Raw genomic sequence first — 18765 nt, forward strand, 5'->3', positions numbered from 1 at the left:
TCTTTACTTTAATTATAAATATTTTCCAATTTCAAGTAAAGATATCTTTACAAATTTTAGTAAAACATTTCACTGAACACCTTCTCTAACCAAGTACAAGAGTAATTCAATTTATATCAGCGATTTTTTAAATATATCGACATCCGTAGCACTATAATCATAAGAAAAAAGCTGTCCCAAAATATCTTTTGGAACAGCTTCTTCGTCCTACTACATAAATCCTAATGCATATACAAGAACGTATCCAAGAATAGAAAGGCAAACCGAGCCGATCAGCCCCGCCACGAATGCCTTACTTCCTAACTTACGGAACGTTTTAAACTCTACATTTAAACCAAGCCCCGCCATCGCCATTGCAATCAGCATGTAAGCAATGACAACAATATAGCCGGCAACAACTTCTGGTATAACCCCGAGCGAATGCACTGCACTCATCGCTAAAAATCCGAAGATGAACCACGGAATTGGAAGATCGCGCCACGATTTTTTTTCCTCGCTACCTTCACTCTTACCAAACCATAATCCAATTAAAATCGCTACTGGCACAAGCATTGCAACGCGCGTTAATTTCACGATAACTGCGATGTCTACAGCCGTACTTCCTCCTGGTGCCGCAGCTGCGATGACATGGGCGATCTCATGCAGCGTGGCACCTGAGAATACACCGTAACCGTACTGTGAGAAGCCAAGCACTGGGTATAATAGCGTATAAATAAGTGTAAATATTGTACCTAAAATTGCAATAATCGCTGCCCCAACTGCCGTTTCTTCATCCTTCGCTTTCACTTGCGGTGCAATTGCCACGACCGCTGCCGCACCGCAAATTGCTGTTCCGCACGCTGTTAAAATTCCGAGTTTCTTTTCTACTTTAAATACTTTCGTTAGTCCATATACAACGAAAATCGTAAATGCAATAACAACCGCAGCGATGACCAATACTTTCGGCCCTGCCTTCGCAATATCAACAAGATTTAACCGCATTCCAAGTAAGATGATCCCAAAGCGCAGCAACTTCTTACTCGCAAAGTTCGTCCCGGCAATCGCATCATGAGGAACTCCAATTGCTGCACGCCAAACCATCCCAATTAGAATAGCAATTACTAATTGTCCCATAATATTTAAAAATGGAAGCTCTGCTAAATATTTCGCAGCAATTGCGATTAATAGTGTAATCCCAATTCCTTGCGAAAATCCAAAGCCCTTCTTCTTTTGTATAACAAGTGTTTGTTCCACTTTGAACCACTCCAATAATCGTATTGGAACATGCATGTTCTTTCTACTTACATTATAAGAGAGTTTCTATAATAAGTTTAATATCAATATTAAATCTCTATCATCAGAAATACTTATGATAAGATGATAGAAAAAGAAAGGAGCCCATTACATGAACGTAGACATTTTAAAAATATTTGTTACTGTCGTTGAACAGAAGCACTTCTCCCGTGCAGCAGAATTATTAAACCTTTCACAACCTGGCGTAAGTATGCATATACGCAACTTAGAAAACGAATTTGGCACCACTCTTATTCAGCGCTCCCCAAAGCACGTCCAAGTGACGGAGGCTGGAAACATACTATATATACATGCAAAGCAAATGCTCTCTCTTTACGAAGAAGCCAAACAAGAAATTAACGAACTACATAACGTTGTAACAGGAACTCTTCGCATCGGTGCTAGTTTCACAATTGGCGAATACTTACTTCCAAAAATACTGGCTAACTATGCGAATGAAAATCCACACGTCGAAGTTCATACCTTTATCTCAAATACAGAAGACGTTTTACAAAGCCTTCGCTCTAATCAAATCGATATCGGCTTAGTGGAAGGGCAAGTGGTATACGCCGACGTTGACGTTGAAACGTTTATGCAAGATGAAATGAAGCTCGTCGTCCCTCCAAATCATCCACTGCTCTGCACAAATGAAATAAATGAAAGTACACTCCAAGATCAAGTATGGGTATTAAGAGAAAGTGGTTCTGGTACACGCGCTTATAGTGACCGCTTTATTCATCAACACCATTTGAAAATGAAACGATTCTTTACATTTAGTAGTATCCAAAGCGTAAAGGAAGCAGTTAGTGCCGGGCTTGGCATCGCTATACTTTCTGATTGGACTGTACGAAAAGAGCTACTGGCAAAAGAGCTATTCCACGTCGAAGTTCCAAATGAACAACTAATTCGTCCATTCTCCATCGTGCGCGGCAAATACTTCATCCTGTCTAAAGCCATTCAGGTGTTTTTAAATCATGTAGACTCTTTTGCGAAAAAACAGCATTGACCTTCACATTAGTGTGAAGGTTTACAATACATGTAAAAGGAGTGAAACACATTGCGAATTGGAGAGTTATCAAAAGAAACCGGGGTTAGCGAAAGATCACTAAGACATTATGAAGAAAAAGGATTACTCCCTTCTAAGCGCCTCGCAAATGGCTACCGTGATTTTGATGAAGGTGCCATCGAAAAAGTGGAGCTTATTCAAATGTACTTACAAATTGGCTTAAATTTAGAAGAGACGGCAAGGATGCTGCGCTGCCTCGAAATAGAGCCGCACCTGTACGAAAATCCTTGCAGCAGTATCCTTACGCTTTATGAAGATAAATTTAATGAAGTAACGAAGCAAATCTCATTACTTTCTAGCATTCAAACGAATTTGCAAAAACACGTTTCACTCCTAAAACAAGCAAATGAAAAGGGATGATTACATGTTTGTTATACATGGCAGTTCAAGACAAAACGGAAATACAGAGGCTTTAACACATATGATGATAGAGGGCATTGAAACAGAACAAATTTACTTACGAGACCATACAGTCCATCCTATTACAGACCAACGTCATGATGCAGAAGGATTCCAAGCTGTAAACGATGACTATCAACATTTAATTGAACGCATGCTAGAGCACGACACAATTATCTTCTCTACACCACTATACTGGTACGGAATGAGCGGTCATATGAAAAACTTCGTCGATCGCTGGTCACAAAGCTTGCGTGATACATCTCTTCATTTCAAAGAGAAAATGAAAGGCAAAAAAATGTATGTTGTCATCGTTGGCGGAGACAACCCGAAACTGAAAGCATTACCGCTTATTGCTCAATTCCAATATATCTTTGATTTTGTTGGTTCTTCATTTGAAGGTTATGTTATTGGGGATGCAAATGGACTGGATGAAATTAAAAACGATGCTGAGGCGCTGGCAAAAGCACAATTGTATAATGATAAATTCAAAAATAGTAAATAGAAATTAGTTTGACAAAAACGATGACATCACATCTCTCGAACAAGAATACGAAACATTATTAGTTCAAATCCGAAAATGTAAAGAAGCGCTCTAATGTCTTCCCTATATATCGACAAGGCCTTCCGCATTTCCCAAGAAATATTGAAACTTCGACATAGAATAGCATTAATAAAAGTGAAAAAGCCGTGCATCAGCACGGCTTTTTCACTTTAAATACGGACGGCAGTCCCGCTCACTGCAACCATTAGCATTCCTTCGCGAACTACTTCGTAATCCACGTCGATACCAACAATTGCATTTGCATTTTTTTGTCTTGCGAAAGTTTTCATCTCTTCCATTGCAATGTCGCGCGCTTCTTTTAATTTACTTTCATAAGCGCCCGCACGACCCCCGACAACATCACGGACAGAGGCGAAAAGGTCACGAACGATATTCGCGCCCATAATCGCTTCTCCATTGACGATATCGATATACTCAATAATTTCTTTTCCTTGAATCGTAGACGTTGTTGTTACAATCATGCTTCATAGCCTCCCATATAAGATTTTCACTTACTTATGGTGCACTAATTCAGCAGAAATTATATTTACGAACTGAACTGAGCTTCGTATAAACGGCTATATCCTCCGCCTTGCTCAATTAGTTCCTCATGTGAACCTTGTTCTGCAATACCATCTTTATTTACAACGACGATACGATCTGCATTTTTAATCGTTGCAAGTCTGTGAGCGATAACTAATGTTGTACGGCCAACAGATAGTTCAGCAAGTGATTTTTGAATCGCAAGTTCCGTCTCTGTATCTAATGCGGAAGTCGCTTCATCTAATATTAAAATTGGCGGGTTTTTCAAGAACATACGAGCAATCGCTAGACGCTGCTTCTGTCCACCAGAAAGTTTCACACCACGCTCACCAATAACCGTATCTAAACCGTCTGGTTGTGAGTAAATTAAGTCTTCTAACTGTGCACGTTTTACTGCCTGCCAAATTTCAGCTTCTGACGCCTTTAAGTTTCCGTAAGCGATATTTTCACGAATTGTTCCTGAGAATAAGAACACATCTTGCTGCACAATTCCAATTTGCTTACGAAGTGAAGATAACGTCATATCTTTCGTATCAATACCATCAATTTGAATCGATCCTGACGCTTGTTCATAAAAACGTGGTAATAGACTACATAACGTCGTTTTTCCAGCTCCTGATGGTCCTACGAAAGCAACAGTTTCACCTGCATGTATTTTCAAACTAATATCATTTAAAATCGGTTCTTTATTTTCATATCCGAATGTAATGTTGCTATATTGAATATCACCATGTACATGTTTAACTTCCATTGCATCTTTAGAGTCTACAATATCTGGCTCTGTTTCAAGAAGCTCTACATATCTCTTAAAACCAGCGATCCCTTTCGGATAGCTTTCGATTACCGCATTAATTTTTTCAATTGGGCGGAAGAAAATATTCGTTAATAGAACGAATCCGATAAATCCACCGTACGTTAATTCACCTTGCAGAACAAACCATGTACCGCATATTAAGACGAAGAGCGTTACGAGACGCATGAGCATATAACTAATCGATGAATTTAACGCCATAATTTTATATGCCATTAATTTCGTTGTACGGAAACGAGCATTGTTTACAGCAAATTGATCTTTCTCAAACCTTTCATTTCCGAATGCTTGTACAACACGGATACCACCAACGTTATTCTCAATACATGCATTAAAATCAGCAACGTCTGAGAATAAACGTCTAAACGTACCTGTCATTTTTTTATTGAAGTAAAGTGCCAACCATAATAGGAATGGAATAACGAAGAACGTTAATAGCGCTAACTTCCAGTTGATCATCATCATAAATGAGAATGCCCCAACTAAAGTCATAACAGCGATAAATAAATCTTCTGGTCCATGGTGAGCAATTTCCCCAATTTCCATTAAGTCGTTTGTAAGACGTGAAATTAAATGACCTGTTTTATTATTGTCAAAAAATCTGAATGATAGCTTTTGAATGTGATCAAATAATTTCTGCCTCATATCCGTTTCAATGTTAACACCAAGCATATGTCCCCAATATGTAACGACATATTGTAAGCCTGCATTTAATATATACACTGCAAGTAAACCGAAACAAGCCCATAAAATAAGCGTCCAGTTTTGTCCTGGCAATAACTTATCAATAAATTGATTTACGATAAGCGGGAAGCCAAGTTCTAGTAACCCTGCGACAACCGCGCAAGAAAAGTCGAGTATAAATAAACCTTTATACGGTTTATAGTAAGAAAAAAATTTACGTAGCATATCTTACCTCCATTTTCCAAAATTAAAACACCCTCTAAATGATAACCATTATCAAATAATTATTCAAGTTATCCGTCTATGAAACTAAAAAGAATGTTTGCGATAGTTGTCGTTTTTTTCCGGAAAGTCGATATATTTGAATAATCGCCGATACAAATCCTATTTACTACCCATTCCGCCCCCCACAACAAAAAAAGGTATCACCACAAGGTGATACCCTTTCTTCTATTACATCGCTTCCGAATCCCACTCATGCTCCTGCTGAACAAACACAATTCCTAATTCGTGATGTCCTCCGGCGTATAATGCCGTTTGAGCAAGACGAAGCTCTCCATTTGTATCTAATACTTCTAACTTACAAAATGCTCCTGTCGTCTTCGTTTGAAGCGCATCATAAAATTCCTCAGCGCTTCCTGGAATGACTCCATTTACTTTCGTAATTACTTCTCCAGGCAGTAAATTCAGCTCTGCCCCAATTGTATTCGGGATTGTATCTAATACAACAAGCCCATCATTACGTGCAGCGAAGTAAGCCGGTCTTGTCTCATCCGCAATTTTTTCTCGCATGGAAATTGTGAAACGCCCAAGCATTGCGACTCCCATTGCGATAATGGCAAGTACGTGCCACCAATAACTTGCGATTCCTAAAACAAGTACAATTCCTGCTAATCCGTAGACCCGTCTTCCTGTAAATAATAAAGCTTCCGTTGGCTCATAACTTCTAATCTTTCTCATAAATCCAATTAAAAATGGAACGAGGAATAAAGAATAGGTATCTGAACCGATTGAAACGACAGGCCACCATGAAATAAACTGCGTTACTGCATCACCTGGTACAAGAATAAAAATAGGCACGATCCATAAACGCTTTGATTCGTGTAAACCAATCTTTAGCCCACGCTTACCCTTCTTAATCTTCGGCGTAGAATATCCTACTGCATTTTTAGAAATCAACAAGCCCTCTACAACAAGCATGACGCCTAGTAAAATAGCAAGAGATACAATCGTACTCTCTTCACCTTCTCCAAGCTGTAAGAAGGAAACTGGTAGCTTAGAAGATAATAGAACGCATACAATTGCGATACTAAATGTATAAGCTGCTGATAAATATCGATACATAGCAGTTAATCCAAATAATAACGTCCAAAGTAAGATGACCCATAAGCTCGCTTTGGAAACGACAAGGCCAAGTCCAATTGTAATAATAGATACGATTAATCCGTATCCAACTCCCGCAAATAGAGATGTTCGCAGTTCAAACCAAATATCATAAACTTTAAAGGAAAAATCCTTTCGTTCTCGTAACATACGTAAGTATCCAACGAAGATACTACTTATTAAAAATACATAGACAGCAGGGTGTAAGAAAAAACGTCCAACTGCCCGCATTATTTCAAAAATCCATGCCTCCACGAACCCATTCACCACCATTTATATCATTCTTTCTTTTTATATTATCATAACTGGACAAACGTTTGTTTAACACAAAAAAATACAGGCAGCAAACTGCCTGTATTTCTTTTTATCCCGCTTTAATGGGCAGTAAGACCCCCACCTCAAAATTCAGCGAAAGCAAAGAATTTAGGTGGGGGATCAACTGCCCATAAAAGTCCGATTGGTTCAACTAATAATCAGTGGGGGATGAAGAAAACCCCCACTGATTAAAGTTTCACTTTATTTCGCTATTAATTTTAATGCGGACTGTAATTGTAAATCATTTTCTCCAGAACGGATTTTTTCAATAATTTTAGTTTGAATCGCCTCAGCTGTCTTTTTATCCAGCTGTCCCGTCGCTTCCATCTCATTCGCATTTTGGAATGCTTTCAGCGCTGATTCTGTCTCTTTACTAAAGTATCCATCTTCACGCCCCGGTACATATCCTAAACTCTTAAGCATTTCTTGCGCGTGTTTTACTTGCACATCATTTGAATTGTATGAAAGTGTTTTTTCAATTTGAATTGGTGTCGCATGATAATAATCTGGTTGCTTCACTTCTACTGTTGGCGCGATTCCTTTTTTATGAATCCAGTTTCCATCCGGTGTTAACCATTTAAACATCGTTAATTTAATATTGCTACCATCTTTAAATGGAACGGCTTGCTGAACAGTACCTTTACCAAACGTTTTTTCACCAATTAAATCGTATCCTTCTCCCTCTTTTAGCGCACCCGCTAAAATCTCTGAAGCAGAAGCACTTCCGTTATCAATTAATACTGAAATTGGATATGGCTTTTTCTCTTTCAGTTCCGTAGAGAATTTCTTTTTCTCACCATTTCGTTGCTCTACTTGTAGCATCGGCTTTTTATCCGTCATAATTTCCCCTAGTATCTCTTCTACACTATTTAAGTAGCCACCAGGATTACCACGCACATCAATAACTAAGCCTTTTATATTTTTCTTCTCTAACTCTTTTAACTGATCCTTAAATTCTTTCGCCGTATTTTCAGCAAAAGAAGTAATTTGCATATAACCGATATCTTTTCCACTCTCTTGTTTCACAGAACTAAACACTGTGAAGATTGGAATTTTTTCACGCTTAATTTTAAATACAATCGGATCAGCTACTCCTGCACGCTTAATTTCAATCGCGACAGTCGTTCCTTTTTTACCACGAATCTTTAATACTGCTTCTTCACGTGATAAATCTTTCACACTATTTCCATCTACAGATAAAATTTGGTCATTCGGTTTAATTCCAATCTTTTCTGCCGGTGAGCCTTTAATTGGAGATACGATAATAAGCTTACCGTCCGTTTTGTTCACCTCAGCCCCGATCCCCTCTAACTCAGGATCAAGTGATTCACTAAACTGTTTAGCCGTTTCTTTATCCATATACGTGGAATAAGGGTCCTTCAGCGTAGACAACATGCCTTGTATTGCACCTTCGACTAACTTGTCATCCTTCACGTCTTCCACATAACGTGAATCAATTAGTGCATACGCCTCATTAATTTTTGCCAAATTCCCTTGCGCGGTGCTAGCGTTTCCACTCGAAATTGTTTGCGTTACTTCTGCTGGGTTAACCCCAAATAAAGACATACCTGCAAACATTCCGCCAGCACCAATTAAAAATGCAACAACCATTCCAATAATTGCAACTCTACGTTTCAATGCGGAATTCCCCTTTCCAAAACACACAGGTGGTGTAGCAAAAGGCATCACACAGTGTGTGATGCCTTTACCTATTTCTACTATATGATAAGCTTGTACGAATTATGTTTGCAACTTTTTATACTTTTAAGAAGCGACGAATTGACATTACACTTCCCCACATACCGATTAAAGCCCCGATTAACACTAGTAAACCAGCTAATTGGAATACGAAAGGACTGTATGGTAGAAGTTCGAAAATTGTTCCGCCAAGTTTTTCGTTAAACACACTTTGTAGTGAATTATACGTAACTAGAATTAAGCCAATTGGAATAATTGATCCTAATACTCCTAGGAATAATCCCTCTAATAAGAACGGCCAACGAATAAACCAGTTTGTTGCACCTACCAGTTTCATAATTTCGATTTCTGTACTACGAGCATAAATTGTAATTTTAATTGTATTAGAGATTAAGAACATTGCTGTGAATAAAAGACCAGCAATTAACGCAATCCCGATATTACGTCCTGTTTTTACAGTATCAAATAATTTTTCAACTTGGCCTTTACCGTATTGAACATTACTTACAAACTGCATTTTCTCAATCTTTTTCGCGATTGTCGCTGTATCTGTTGGTTCTTTTGCTTTTACAATGAATACGTTTTTAAGTGGGTTATCTTGTTCAAATAACTCAAACGTTTTTCCGCTATCACCTAAGCTTTTAATTAAGCGTTTTAGCTCTTCTTCTTTAGAAGAATATTTAATAGATTCTACTTTCGCAATCTTACTCATATCATCTTCTAATTTCTTTTGATCAGCTTCTTTTGCTGCTGGATCAATGTGTACACGAATTTCTACATCTTGCTCTACTTTCGTCGCAAAATGGTTCATATTCATTATCGCTGTTAAAAAGACACCTACAAGTAATAATGTAACTGTTACTGCACTAACAGAAGCAAATGTCATCCATCCGTTACGTGATAGATTCTTTACACCTTCTCGCAAATGTCGACTAAGGGTCTTAGCCTTCATATCCGTATCCTCCCTCAATCTCATCTCGAACAATTTTTCCGCCTTCAATCGCGATTACACGATGACGAATTGTATTTACGATATCTGAGTTATGTGTCGCCATAACAATCGTTGTACCACGCTCGTTAATACGCGTAAAAATCTTCATAATATCAAGAGCTGTTTCAATATCTAAGTTACCTGTTGGCTCATCGGCAATTACAACCTTTGGTCTATTAACAATTGCTCTCGCAATCGCAACACGTTGCTGCTCTCCGCCCGAAAGTTCACTTGGTAGTGCGTCTGCACGATCCTCAAGACCTACAAGACCTAAAACTTCTGTTACACGCTCACGAATGGCTTCTTTTTCTTCTTCAATTACTTCTAAGGCAAACGCAACATTCTCATATACCGTTAACTTAGGTAGTAATTTAAAATCTTGGAAAATTACGCCTAATTGACGACGGAAATATGGAACATCTCTTTCTGCTAATGTTTCAATAACAAGTCCATTTACATTAATTGACCCTGTAGATGGCTTCTCTTCACGATACATCATTTTAATAAATGTAGATTTCCCGGCTCCACTCGGTCCAACTACGTATACAAACTCACCTTGTTTAATGTTAACTGTGAGACCAGCAATGGCTTTCATACCATTCGGGTACTCCTTATAAACATTCGTCATTTTTATCATTATTTATCACCCAATACTTAATGATTTTTTTCGAAATACTTTTCTGTACATCTGAAAATAAAAACTTTATTCTCACTTAACCACTCTTGTTGAAGGTAGCTTCCATTCATGCTTTTTATTAGCAGCGCTACTCTATGTAATATATTTCAGCAAAATTCTACAAACCCCATTGTAACATCAAACGGTTTCCAGTTCGGATACATTTTTGTTACAGTTATGTTACACTCCAGAAAAAGGAAACGAGTCGTCATAGTTCTTACCCAAAATCATTTTGGGATAAGATTATATAACCAACTCGTCCATTTTATCCTTTTTTATTTATGTTCAGCTAACCAATCAGCTACTTTTTTCGCATCTTCACCTTGAATGATTCCTGGTGACATAGAACCGCGACCTTTTTCAATAATCTTTTCAATCTCTGCTGCATCATATTTCTGTCCCACTTTTCGTAAATCCGGTCCAGTTGCTCCCGATAAATCTTTCGCGTGACAGCCTATACAACTTTTTTGGTAAATTTGCTCTGCGCTATCTGTGCTTGCAGATTGTTTCGAAGGCTTACTCTCTTCTTTATTTCCACATGCTCCTAAAGCAAAAACGACTGATGTTCCTAACGCAATAGCCAACAATTTCTTTTTCACTTCTATCGCTCCCCATTGTTGATATTCTTTTCATTCCTAACACACTCATTTTCATTATAAGCATTATCTTTATATAGAAAAACTAAGGTATATTTCATATTTTTCAAAAACACAGTAAGAACCCTGATAATATAAAGCTTTCATAAGTTGTTTCAATTCTGTGAACAACGTAAAAACTTCTATAAAGAATTCTTGTTGAACAGAAAATCAGAAAAGTTCTGTTCAAGTCTTACTCTATTGCCGCTCTGTTTTACTATTCTCTACTTTTTACAATACAATATACAACATTGTATGCTACATATAATCCCATCAAAAAGAGAAGTTGTCGTTTCCAACTTCTCTTCCTCTTTACTTCATCTATAGAAATAAAATCAAATTCTTTATCTCCTCGACTATCCTCAGCATACGCCAACAACTTTGTTGGCTTTTTTTCGCTTATTAGATGCGAGAACGTAAGTAAGCATCAATAAATGGATCAATTTCTCCATCCATAACCGCTTGTACGTTACCAACCTCTGTATTTGTACGGTGGTCTTTCACAAGAGAATACGGGTGGAATACGTAAGAACGAATTTGGCTACCCCATCCGATTTCTTTTTGTTCACCGCGAATTTCATCTAACTCCGCTTGTTGCTCTTCTAGTTTCTTTTGATACAATTTCGCTTTTAACATTTTCATCGCGTGCTCACGGTTTTTAATTTGTGAACGCTCTGACTGACATGTTACAACTGTGTTTGTTGGTGTATGTGTAATACGAACTGCTGAGTCTGTCGTATTAATATGCTGTCCACCTGCACCACTTGCACGGTACGTATCAACTTTTAAGTCTTCTGAACGTATTTCGATTTCAACTTCATCATTGAACTCAGGTACAACTTCACAAGATACGAACGATGTATGACGACGGCCTGAAGAATCGAATGGCGAAATACGTACAAGACGATGTACACCTTTCTCTGCCTTTAAATAACCGTAAGCGTTATGACCTTTAATTAATAAAGTAACACTCTTAATACCAGCTTCATCACCTGGTAAATAGTCAACCGTTTCTACTTTAAACCCACGTTTTTCAGCCCAACGTGTGTACATACGTAATAACATAGAACCCCAGTCTTGTGACTCTGTTCCACCAGCACCTGGGTGTAATTCTAAAATAGCGTTATTTTTATCATAAGGATCGCTTAGTAGTAACTGAAGCTCATACTCATTCATTTCTTGAATTAAGCCTTTCACTTCAGATTCAAGTTCCTCATGTAAATCTTCATCATACTCTTCTTTTAAAAGCTCATGCGTGATTTCTAAATTTTCGAATGTCTCATCTAACTGACGGAACTTTCCAACCATCTCTTTCAGTGCATTAGCTTCGTTAATTACAGCTTGTGCGCCTTGTTGGTCATCCCAAAATCCTGCACCCATCATTGTCTCTTCTAACTCTGCAATTTGTTTCTCCTTAGTAGGAAGGTCAAAGAGACCCCCTAAAAGCCGCTAATCTCTTAGCCATTTTCTCTAATTCTTGTCTAATTTCTACTAATTCCATTTCCTTCACCTCTATGTAATTGCTGTTACTTTCTTATGAAAACAAGGGAAACTCTCTCCACTTATGACGGAGAGAGTTTAATCTTTCTTAATTATACATTTTTGATGTAAAATTTTGCAAAGCAATCTGGGCTATCGCCCTGTATTACTTCCCGATACCACAGCAGTTTTTATATTTTTTGCCGCTACCACATTTACATAAATCGTTGCGGCCTACTTGGTCACCTTTTACAACTGGTTTTTTCTTCGCCTCTTCGCCATCACTAGATGGATGAACAGCTTCACCTTGAACAACTTCTTGACGCTCTAAGTTTTGTTCAATTTCAGCTTTCATAATGTAACGAGAGATTTCCTCTTCAATAGAAGCAATCATTGACTCGAACATTGCGAATCCTTCCATTTGATACTCACGAAGTGGATCAATTTGACCGTAAGCACGTAAATGAATACCTTCACGAAGGTGATCCATCGCATCAATATGCTCTGTCCATTTCGTATCTACTACACGGAATACAACAACTTTTTCAAACTCACGCATTTGCTCTTCTGGCAGAAGCTTTTCTTTGTCATTGTAACGCTCTATTAATTTCGCGATAATTGGCTCGCTCATTTCCTCTGGAGCAAGACGACGTAACTCTTCTTCTTTTATATCGCCTTCTTGCAGAAGGTTTGTATTTAAGTAGTCAACAAGACCTTTAATGTTCCAATCTTCTTCAATTTCCTCTTGTGTATGAAGCGCAACAGCACGTTCTACTGTAGATTTCATCATACCTTCAATAATACTGCGTAAGTTCTCAGAATCCATTACTTCTTGACGCTGTTTGTAAATAACTTCACGTTGCTGACGAAGTACATCATCGTACTGCAGTAACTGCTTACGTGCATCATAGTTATTTCCTTCTACACGTTTTTGCGCAGATTCTACCGCACGAGAAACCATTTTACTTTCAATCGGCTGTGAATCATCCATACCAAGACGATCCATCATCGCTTTCATATTGTCAGAACCGAAGCGGCGCATTAGTTCATCTTCCATAGACAAGTAGAACTGCGTTACACCAGGGTCCCCTTGACGACCAGCACGACCACGTAACTGATTATCAATACGACGGCTTTCGTGACGCTCTGTACCGATAACTGCTAGACCAACGTTTTTAATATCGTCTCCAAGCTTAATATCCGTACCACGACCAGCCATATTCGTCGCAATCGTTACAGCACCTTTCATACCAGCTTCTGCAATGATATCTGCTTCTCGCGCATGGTTTTTCGCATTTAAAATGTTATGGCGTACACCTTTACGTGTTAACATTTTTGAAATAAGCTCTGACGTTTCAATTGCAACTGTACCAACAAGAATAGGTTGCCCTTGTTTATGACGATTTACAATATCCTCAACAACTGCATTGAATTTGCCTTCCATTGATTTGAAGATTAAATCAGCACGGTCATCACGAATAATATCTTTGTTCGTTGGAATTACGATAACATTCATATTGTAAATACTACGGAATTCTTCTTCTTCCGTTTTCGCTGTACCAGTCATACCAGATAACTTTTCATACATACGGAAATAGTTCTGGAACGTAATTGTTGCGAGTGTCATACTTTCATTTTGAATTTCTACGCCTTCTTTTGCTTCAATAGCTTGGTGCAAACCTTCGCTATAACGACGACCTTTCATAAGACGACCAGTGAATTGGTCTACAATTACGATTTCGCCTTCTTGTACAACATAATCTGTATCAAGGTGCATGACAACGTGTGCACGAAGCGCCTGATTAATATGGTGAAGAAGTGCGACATGTTTTAAATCGAATAAGTTTTCAATATGGAAAGCTTTCTCTGCTTTCGTAATACCATCTTCAGTTAACATTACATTTTTCGTTTTCACATCAAATGAATACTCTTTTTCATTTTCTAATGTACGAACGAATGCATTTGCAAACATGTATAGCTCTGTTGATTTTTGAGCTTGTCCCGAAATAATAAGCGGCGTACGTGCTTCATCGACTAAAATAGAATCGACTTCATCGATAATAGCAAAATGAAGTGGACGCTGAACGCACTGTTCTCTATATAAAACCATGTTGTCACGTAAGTAATCGAATCCAAGCTCATTATTTGTGCTATACGTAATATCAGCAGCATAAGCCTCTTGTTTCTCTTCGCGTGACATACTGTTTAAGTTAATTCCTACTGTTAAGCCAAGGAACTCATGAAGTTGTCCCATTTCGCTCGCATCACGTTGTGCTAAGTATTCATTGACCGTAACAACGTGAACACCTTTTCCTGTTAAAGCATTTAAATATACAGGTAATGTAGATGTTAACGTTTTACCTTCACCCGTTTTCATCTCAGAGATATTCCCTTCATGTAAGGCAATACCACCCATTAACTGCACACCATACGGACGCATTCCAAGAACACGAGTCGCAGCTTCGCGAACAACTGCAAAAGCTTCAGGAAGTAGATCATCTACTGTCTCACCTTTTGTTAAACGTTCTTTAAATTCAAGCGTCTTTCCTTTTAATTGCTCATCTGTTAATGGCTTAATAGATGATTCTAATGCATCAATTTGCTCAACTGTCTTCTGCATACGTTTAATTTGGCGTTGATTTACATCAAATACCTTTTTTAAAATACCGATCATAGGAAATACGCTCCTCTTTTTTATTAAAATAAAACTTCCGATTGTTTTTCTTTTTCTCTATTACAATCAGTCGTTGTAAAAATCAAATGTATGTTATGCCAATTTTTCTCCTAATTAAAAAAACTAAAATGTATATACCTAATGATAATTGTAACACTTGTCTTATAACTATGACAACAATCGGCCGAATGTCTCGTTCTAAATTAAGGAAACTTTTTAAAAAAATCTATTTTCAGCAAAAAAAGCGCAGCCATTTCGGCTGCGCTTTTGAATTATTATTTAGTTTCGATTAAACCATATTTCCCGTCTTTACGGCCATATACAACATTAGTTTCATTTGTATCAGCATTTGTGAAGACGAAGAAATTATGTCCTAGCATATCCATTTGTAGGATCGCTTCTTCAACGTCCATCGGTTTTAAATCAAATCGCTTTGTACGTACAAGTTCTAATTCATCCTCTTCTACCGCATCCAGAACAGCTACTGCTTCTGGAAGGATAAAGTTCGTTTTCACAGAACCTTTCTCACGTAACTTACGATTTACCTTTGTTTTATGTTTACGAATTTGTCGCTCAAGTTTATCAACTACTAAATCGATAGCAGCGTACATATCGCTATTAGTTTCTTCTGCACGAAGTAATAAATCAGTAAATGGAATTGTTACCTCGACACGTTGCTTGTCAGAGTATACTTTTAAATTAACTTTAATCTCTGGGAATGTATCAAAATAACGCTCTAACTTACTTAGTTTTTTCTCTACATATTCCTTTAATGCTGGAGTTACTTCAATATTTTCACCACGAATGTTGAATTTCATAGATGAATTCCTCCTTTCAAGCCTATGTACTATAATTTCGACATTGGCTTAAAAACTCCTTCTAACTTTTTTAAAAAAATTAGTGGAATTGCGATTTTTTTATCGTTTTTTGTTGAAATGAAAAGATGCATCGTTTCTATCTTTATTTTATCCTATTAACATCGTGAATAACGAATATAACTGTGGACAATTCGTTACAGAAAAGAAACAACTTTTTGACAACTTGATTCGTAACAAAAACCCCTTGCAAAAACAAGAGGTTCTACCATATATATAACGTTGCCACAAACGCAGCTTTCTCTTCCCAAAAACAATATTCCTACAGTTTTACAACATTAGCTGCTTGTGGTCCACGTGCTCCATCTACAATGTCAAACTCAACTTGTTGCCCTTCTTCTAATGACTTATATCCATCTTGTTGAATCGCAGAAAAATGAACAAACACATCATCACCATCTTCACGCTCAATAAACCCAAATCCCTTTTCTGCATTGAACCATTTCACTCTTCCTTGCATGTTCATTCCATTCCCTTCACTCTTAAAATCAGGGCATTCGCCCCATACTTTGACTATAACGAATGACAACTTACGAAGTCAAAGAAGACTTATCGTCTTTTTATTATCCCTTTCGACAGTTACAGATCAACTTCTACAGAGCGTCAAACTAGAAACTTCCCTTGCTCCTCTATCGTATAAAAGACTTCCAATTTGTCTAACTGTAATTCCTGTCGTATATACATCATCAACGAGTAAGATATGTTGGCCCTGAAACATCTCTTCTCCCTGAAAATAAAAAGGATTACTTCCCGAAAGCCTTTCTTTACGTGTCTTCTTACTTTGCTTTTCTGTTTCCCTTCTTCTTAATGAGGGATAAGAAATTTTGACAGGCAAACAAGCTGCTAATAACTCTGCTTGATTAAAACCACGTTCATATTCCCGTTCCCTACTAAGCGGAACAGCAATAACACTTGAAACATCCGTAAAATACTTTTGAAATAGTTCCCGAAAGGATCGATGAAAAATACGAACCAACTCCGCATCCCCCCGGAACTTAAACTGTGCTAATATTTCTTTCATCTCATCATCGTACACGTGCAAAGAACGATTTTTAAAAGGACGATACTTCTCCACATTTATCCACCTTACGCAATCCATACAAATATCATTTTCTTTATATTCGGAAGGCAAGTCCTCTAAAGGTCGCCCACACTCTATGCAAATCTCTCCTATAATATAGGAAAGTTTCCGCTCACACCTATCACATATATATTTTTTAAGAGGCTTTACAAAGAAGGTGTACCAACTAACTGTTTCCAACATATACTCATCGCAAAGTAGACAATACATTAATCGATTAACCCTTGTTCTTTCGCCTTTTTGTTCATACTTTGAATATGCCTTTTCGCGCGTACCATCGCCTCTGTCTTACCATAATGAAAATAAACGACCTCACCATAAGGTTCTTCAAAACTACGACCTGCTCGGCCTGCAATTTGTACGAGCGCACTTTCTGAAAAGATTGCTTCTTCTGCCCCTAACACCGCAACTTGTAAATTCTTCACAGTTACTCCTCTCTCTAAAATTGTCGTTGTAACTAATAACGGAATTTCTCCCTTTCTGAAAGCTGCTACTTTTTCTTTTCTCATCGGATCTTCTGCATGTACACCATCGATTCTAGGATACAACGTTTTCAATATCAGGCTCAATTCTTCTATATATCGCACATGGGGAACAAATAAAAAAATGGGATACTTTTTGCTTACGTACATTTTTAACCATTGTAGTAACACTCGAGGAATTCTTTTATGGTGGAGACTTTTCTTCCAATTTCCGCACCAGCAAAATAGAGGAACTGGTAACGGGTGCCGGTGATATCGCCCAGAGACAATGACACCTTTTTGTTTACCCCTTCTGAAATTGCGCTTCCACTTTTCATCGGGAGTTGCCGTTAAATAAATACGCGCCGCTTTCTCTTTCATCGCTTGTTTTACTGCATACTGTAGCATTTGATCTGCATGATACGGGAAGGCATCTATCTCATCTACAATCATGACATGAAACGTTCTATAGTAACGTAACAGTTGATGCGTAGTTGCAACGACTAAAGCTGCATCTTTGTCCCTATCTTCACTTCCTCCGTATAAGGACGCTACATTTACATTTGGAAACACTTTTTGTAATCTCGGCGCTAATTCTAGTACAACGTCTGTTCTTGGCGTTGCGATACAAACCCTTTCTCCTTTTCGCAATGCCTCTTCCATACCGTAAAATAACATTTCTGTCTTTCCAGCCCCGCACACAGCCCAAATAAAAAAAGAGTCTTTCTTCTTAATAGCTTCTATAACACCTTGCGCCGCCAACTCCTGACCAGTAGACAAGGCCCCGTTCCACTGTAACGAATTTACACCTTTTTCTCCTTTTCTTTCAGCAATCCCACGAACAAGTACAGCACATTCACTTACCCTCCCCATCGTTATACACTTCCGGCAATACGTACATACTTTACTGCACCTTTTACATAAAAATGATGCAAATAGTCGCTGCTCTATATTTCCGCAGCGCTGACATATATATTTAGAAGCCTTCTTTATTACACCTTGTACACATACGACCTCCCCCTTCTTTTTCAAATCATGTAATGTATCCCGTAAATCTGAAGAGAGTTCCTCTAATAGTAACTGTTTCCCTGCCAACATCAGCAAGCACCTCCAGCACTACTATAAACCCTTCTCATAATCTCGTAAAAACTCAAAAAAGCCGATAACCTACTTATAAA

General features: G+C 37.9%; 17 protein-coding genes and 1 pseudogene. 4 read left to right on the forward strand and 14 right to left on the reverse strand.

Annotation, left to right across the window (positions count from 1 at the left end):
* Positions 1-210: 210 nt before the first annotated feature.
* Positions 211-1233, reverse strand: a complete 1023-nt coding sequence (locus tag NHG49_RS26130; RefSeq protein WP_064476201.1) for a YeiH family protein — start codon at positions 1231-1233, stop codon at positions 211-213.
* A gap of 151 nt (positions 1234-1384) precedes the next feature.
* Between NHG49_RS26130 and NHG49_RS26135 the strand changes: the two genes are divergently transcribed.
* The 4 genes and pseudogenes from NHG49_RS26135 to NHG49_RS26150 form a co-directional block, all read left to right on the forward strand.
* A complete protein-coding gene (locus NHG49_RS26135) occupies positions 1385-2278 on the forward strand; it encodes a LysR family transcriptional regulator (protein WP_088047802.1) in 894 nt (297 codons plus the stop codon).
* 51 nt (positions 2279-2329) lie between these two features.
* Positions 2330-2698, forward strand: a complete 369-nt coding sequence (locus NHG49_RS26140) for a MerR family transcriptional regulator (RefSeq protein WP_258126697.1) — start codon at positions 2330-2332, stop codon at positions 2696-2698.
* Between the two features lie 4 nt (positions 2699-2702).
* Positions 2703-3242 (forward strand): flavodoxin family protein, encoded by a 540-nt coding sequence (locus tag NHG49_RS26145; protein WP_064476198.1) that lies wholly within the window; start codon positions 2703-2705, stop codon positions 3240-3242.
* A 16-nt stretch (positions 3243-3258) separates the two neighbouring features.
* A pseudogene (locus tag NHG49_RS26150) lies at positions 3259-3336 on the forward strand (macrolide transporter); the annotation flags it as partial.
* Positions 3337-3451: 115 nt separating this feature from the next.
* Here NHG49_RS26150 and NHG49_RS26155 read toward each other — a convergent pair.
* From NHG49_RS26155 to comFA, 13 genes are all read right to left on the reverse strand, one after another.
* Positions 3452-3763 (reverse strand): heavy metal-binding domain-containing protein, encoded by a 312-nt coding sequence (locus tag NHG49_RS26155; RefSeq protein WP_000637523.1) that lies wholly within the window; start codon positions 3761-3763, stop codon positions 3452-3454.
* Between the two features lie 65 nt (positions 3764-3828).
* A complete protein-coding gene (locus tag NHG49_RS26160) occupies positions 3829-5544 on the reverse strand; it encodes an ABC transporter ATP-binding protein (protein ID WP_048563441.1) in 1716 nt (571 codons plus the stop codon).
* A gap of 228 nt (positions 5545-5772) precedes the next feature.
* Complete coding sequence (locus tag NHG49_RS26165; RefSeq protein ID WP_142315076.1) at positions 5773-6957, reverse strand: PDZ domain-containing protein; 1185 nt, start codon at positions 6955-6957, stop codon at positions 5773-5775.
* Between the two features lie 261 nt (positions 6958-7218).
* Entirely contained in the window at positions 7219-8655 is a 1437-nt protein-coding gene (locus NHG49_RS26170) for a S41 family peptidase (protein ID WP_080349976.1), read from the reverse strand.
* 118 nt (positions 8656-8773) lie between these two features.
* On the reverse strand, positions 8774-9667 hold the full coding sequence (gene ftsX, locus NHG49_RS26175; protein ID WP_000645020.1) for a permease-like cell division protein FtsX: 894 nt from the start codon (positions 9665-9667) through the stop codon (positions 8774-8776).
* Positions 9657-10343, reverse strand: a complete 687-nt coding sequence (gene ftsE / locus NHG49_RS26180) for a cell division ATP-binding protein FtsE (RefSeq protein WP_000594325.1) — start codon at positions 10341-10343, stop codon at positions 9657-9659. The genes ftsX and ftsE overlap by 11 nt, the downstream gene beginning before the upstream one ends.
* Positions 10344-10657: 314 nt before the next feature.
* Positions 10658-10981 carry a cytochrome c551 gene (gene cccB, locus NHG49_RS26185; RefSeq protein WP_064476196.1) on the reverse strand — a complete coding sequence of 108 codons (324 nt, stop codon included), beginning with the start codon at positions 10979-10981 and terminating at the stop codon, positions 10658-10660.
* Between the two features lie 438 nt (positions 10982-11419).
* A protein-coding gene (gene prfB, locus NHG49_RS26190; RefSeq protein WP_096001656.1) for a peptide chain release factor 2 occupies positions 11420-12518 on the reverse strand; the annotation gives its coding sequence in 2 pieces (ribosomal slippage) (positions 11420-12445 and positions 12447-12518; 1098 coding nt in all).
* Positions 12519-12662: 144 nt separating this feature from the next.
* Entirely contained in the window at positions 12663-15170 is a 2508-nt protein-coding gene (gene secA, locus NHG49_RS26195) for a preprotein translocase subunit SecA (RefSeq protein ID WP_000579393.1), read from the reverse strand.
* A 275-nt stretch (positions 15171-15445) separates the two neighbouring features.
* Positions 15446-15988 carry a ribosome hibernation-promoting factor, HPF/YfiA family gene (hpf, locus tag NHG49_RS26200; RefSeq protein WP_000671193.1) on the reverse strand — a complete coding sequence of 181 codons (543 nt, stop codon included), beginning with the start codon at positions 15986-15988 and terminating at the stop codon, positions 15446-15448.
* A 319-nt stretch (positions 15989-16307) separates the two neighbouring features.
* The gene (gene cspC / locus NHG49_RS26205; protein WP_001990088.1) at positions 16308-16505 is read right to left on the reverse strand and encodes a cold shock protein CspC; all 198 of its coding nucleotides are present in this window, start codon (positions 16503-16505) and stop codon (positions 16308-16310) included.
* 126 nt (positions 16506-16631) lie between these two features.
* Complete coding sequence (locus NHG49_RS26210; protein WP_064476195.1) at positions 16632-17336, reverse strand: ComF family protein; 705 nt, start codon at positions 17334-17336, stop codon at positions 16632-16634.
* Entirely contained in the window at positions 17336-18685 is a 1350-nt protein-coding gene (gene comFA, locus NHG49_RS26215; protein ID WP_098625483.1) for an ATP-dependent helicase ComFA, read from the reverse strand. Before comFA ends, NHG49_RS26210 begins: the two co-directional genes overlap by 1 nt.
* Between the last annotated feature and the right edge of the window lie 80 nt (positions 18686-18765).

The organism is Bacillus sp. IBL03825 (assembly GCF_024712505.1).
GTDB classification, from domain to species: domain Bacteria; phylum Bacillota; class Bacilli; order Bacillales; family Bacillaceae_G; genus Bacillus_A; species Bacillus_A wiedmannii.

Bases quoted from the DNA above. Each gene is read 5' to 3' on its own strand.
- secA (WP_000579393.1), bottom strand. From the start codon at position 15,170: ATGATCGGTATTTTAAAAAAGGTATTTGATGTAAATCAACGCCAAATT.
- comFA (WP_098625483.1), bottom strand. From the start codon at position 18,685: ATGTTGGCAGGGAAACAGTTACTATTAGAGGAACTCTCTTCAGATTTA.
- NHG49_RS26155 (WP_000637523.1), bottom strand. From the start codon at position 3,763: ATGATTGTAACAACAACGTCTACGATTCAAGGAAAAGAAATTATTGAG.
- ftsE (WP_000594325.1), bottom strand. From the start codon at position 10,343: ATGATAAAAATGACGAATGTTTATAAGGAGTACCCGAATGGTATGAAA.
- cspC (WP_001990088.1), bottom strand. From the start codon at position 16,505: ATGCAAGGAAGAGTGAAATGGTTCAATGCAGAAAAGGGATTTGGGTTT.
- NHG49_RS26145 (WP_064476198.1), top strand. From the start codon at position 2,703: ATGTTTGTTATACATGGCAGTTCAAGACAAAACGGAAATACAGAGGCT.
- ftsX (WP_000645020.1), bottom strand. From the start codon at position 9,667: ATGAAGGCTAAGACCCTTAGTCGACATTTGCGAGAAGGTGTAAAGAAT.
- NHG49_RS26160 (WP_048563441.1), bottom strand. From the start codon at position 5,544: ATGCTACGTAAATTTTTTTCTTACTATAAACCGTATAAAGGTTTATTT.
- NHG49_RS26135 (WP_088047802.1), top strand. From the start codon at position 1,385: ATGAACGTAGACATTTTAAAAATATTTGTTACTGTCGTTGAACAGAAG.
- hpf (WP_000671193.1), bottom strand. From the start codon at position 15,988: ATGAAATTCAACATTCGTGGTGAAAATATTGAAGTAACTCCAGCATTA.
- NHG49_RS26210 (WP_064476195.1), bottom strand. From the start codon at position 17,336: ATGTATTGTCTACTTTGCGATGAGTATATGTTGGAAACAGTTAGTTGG.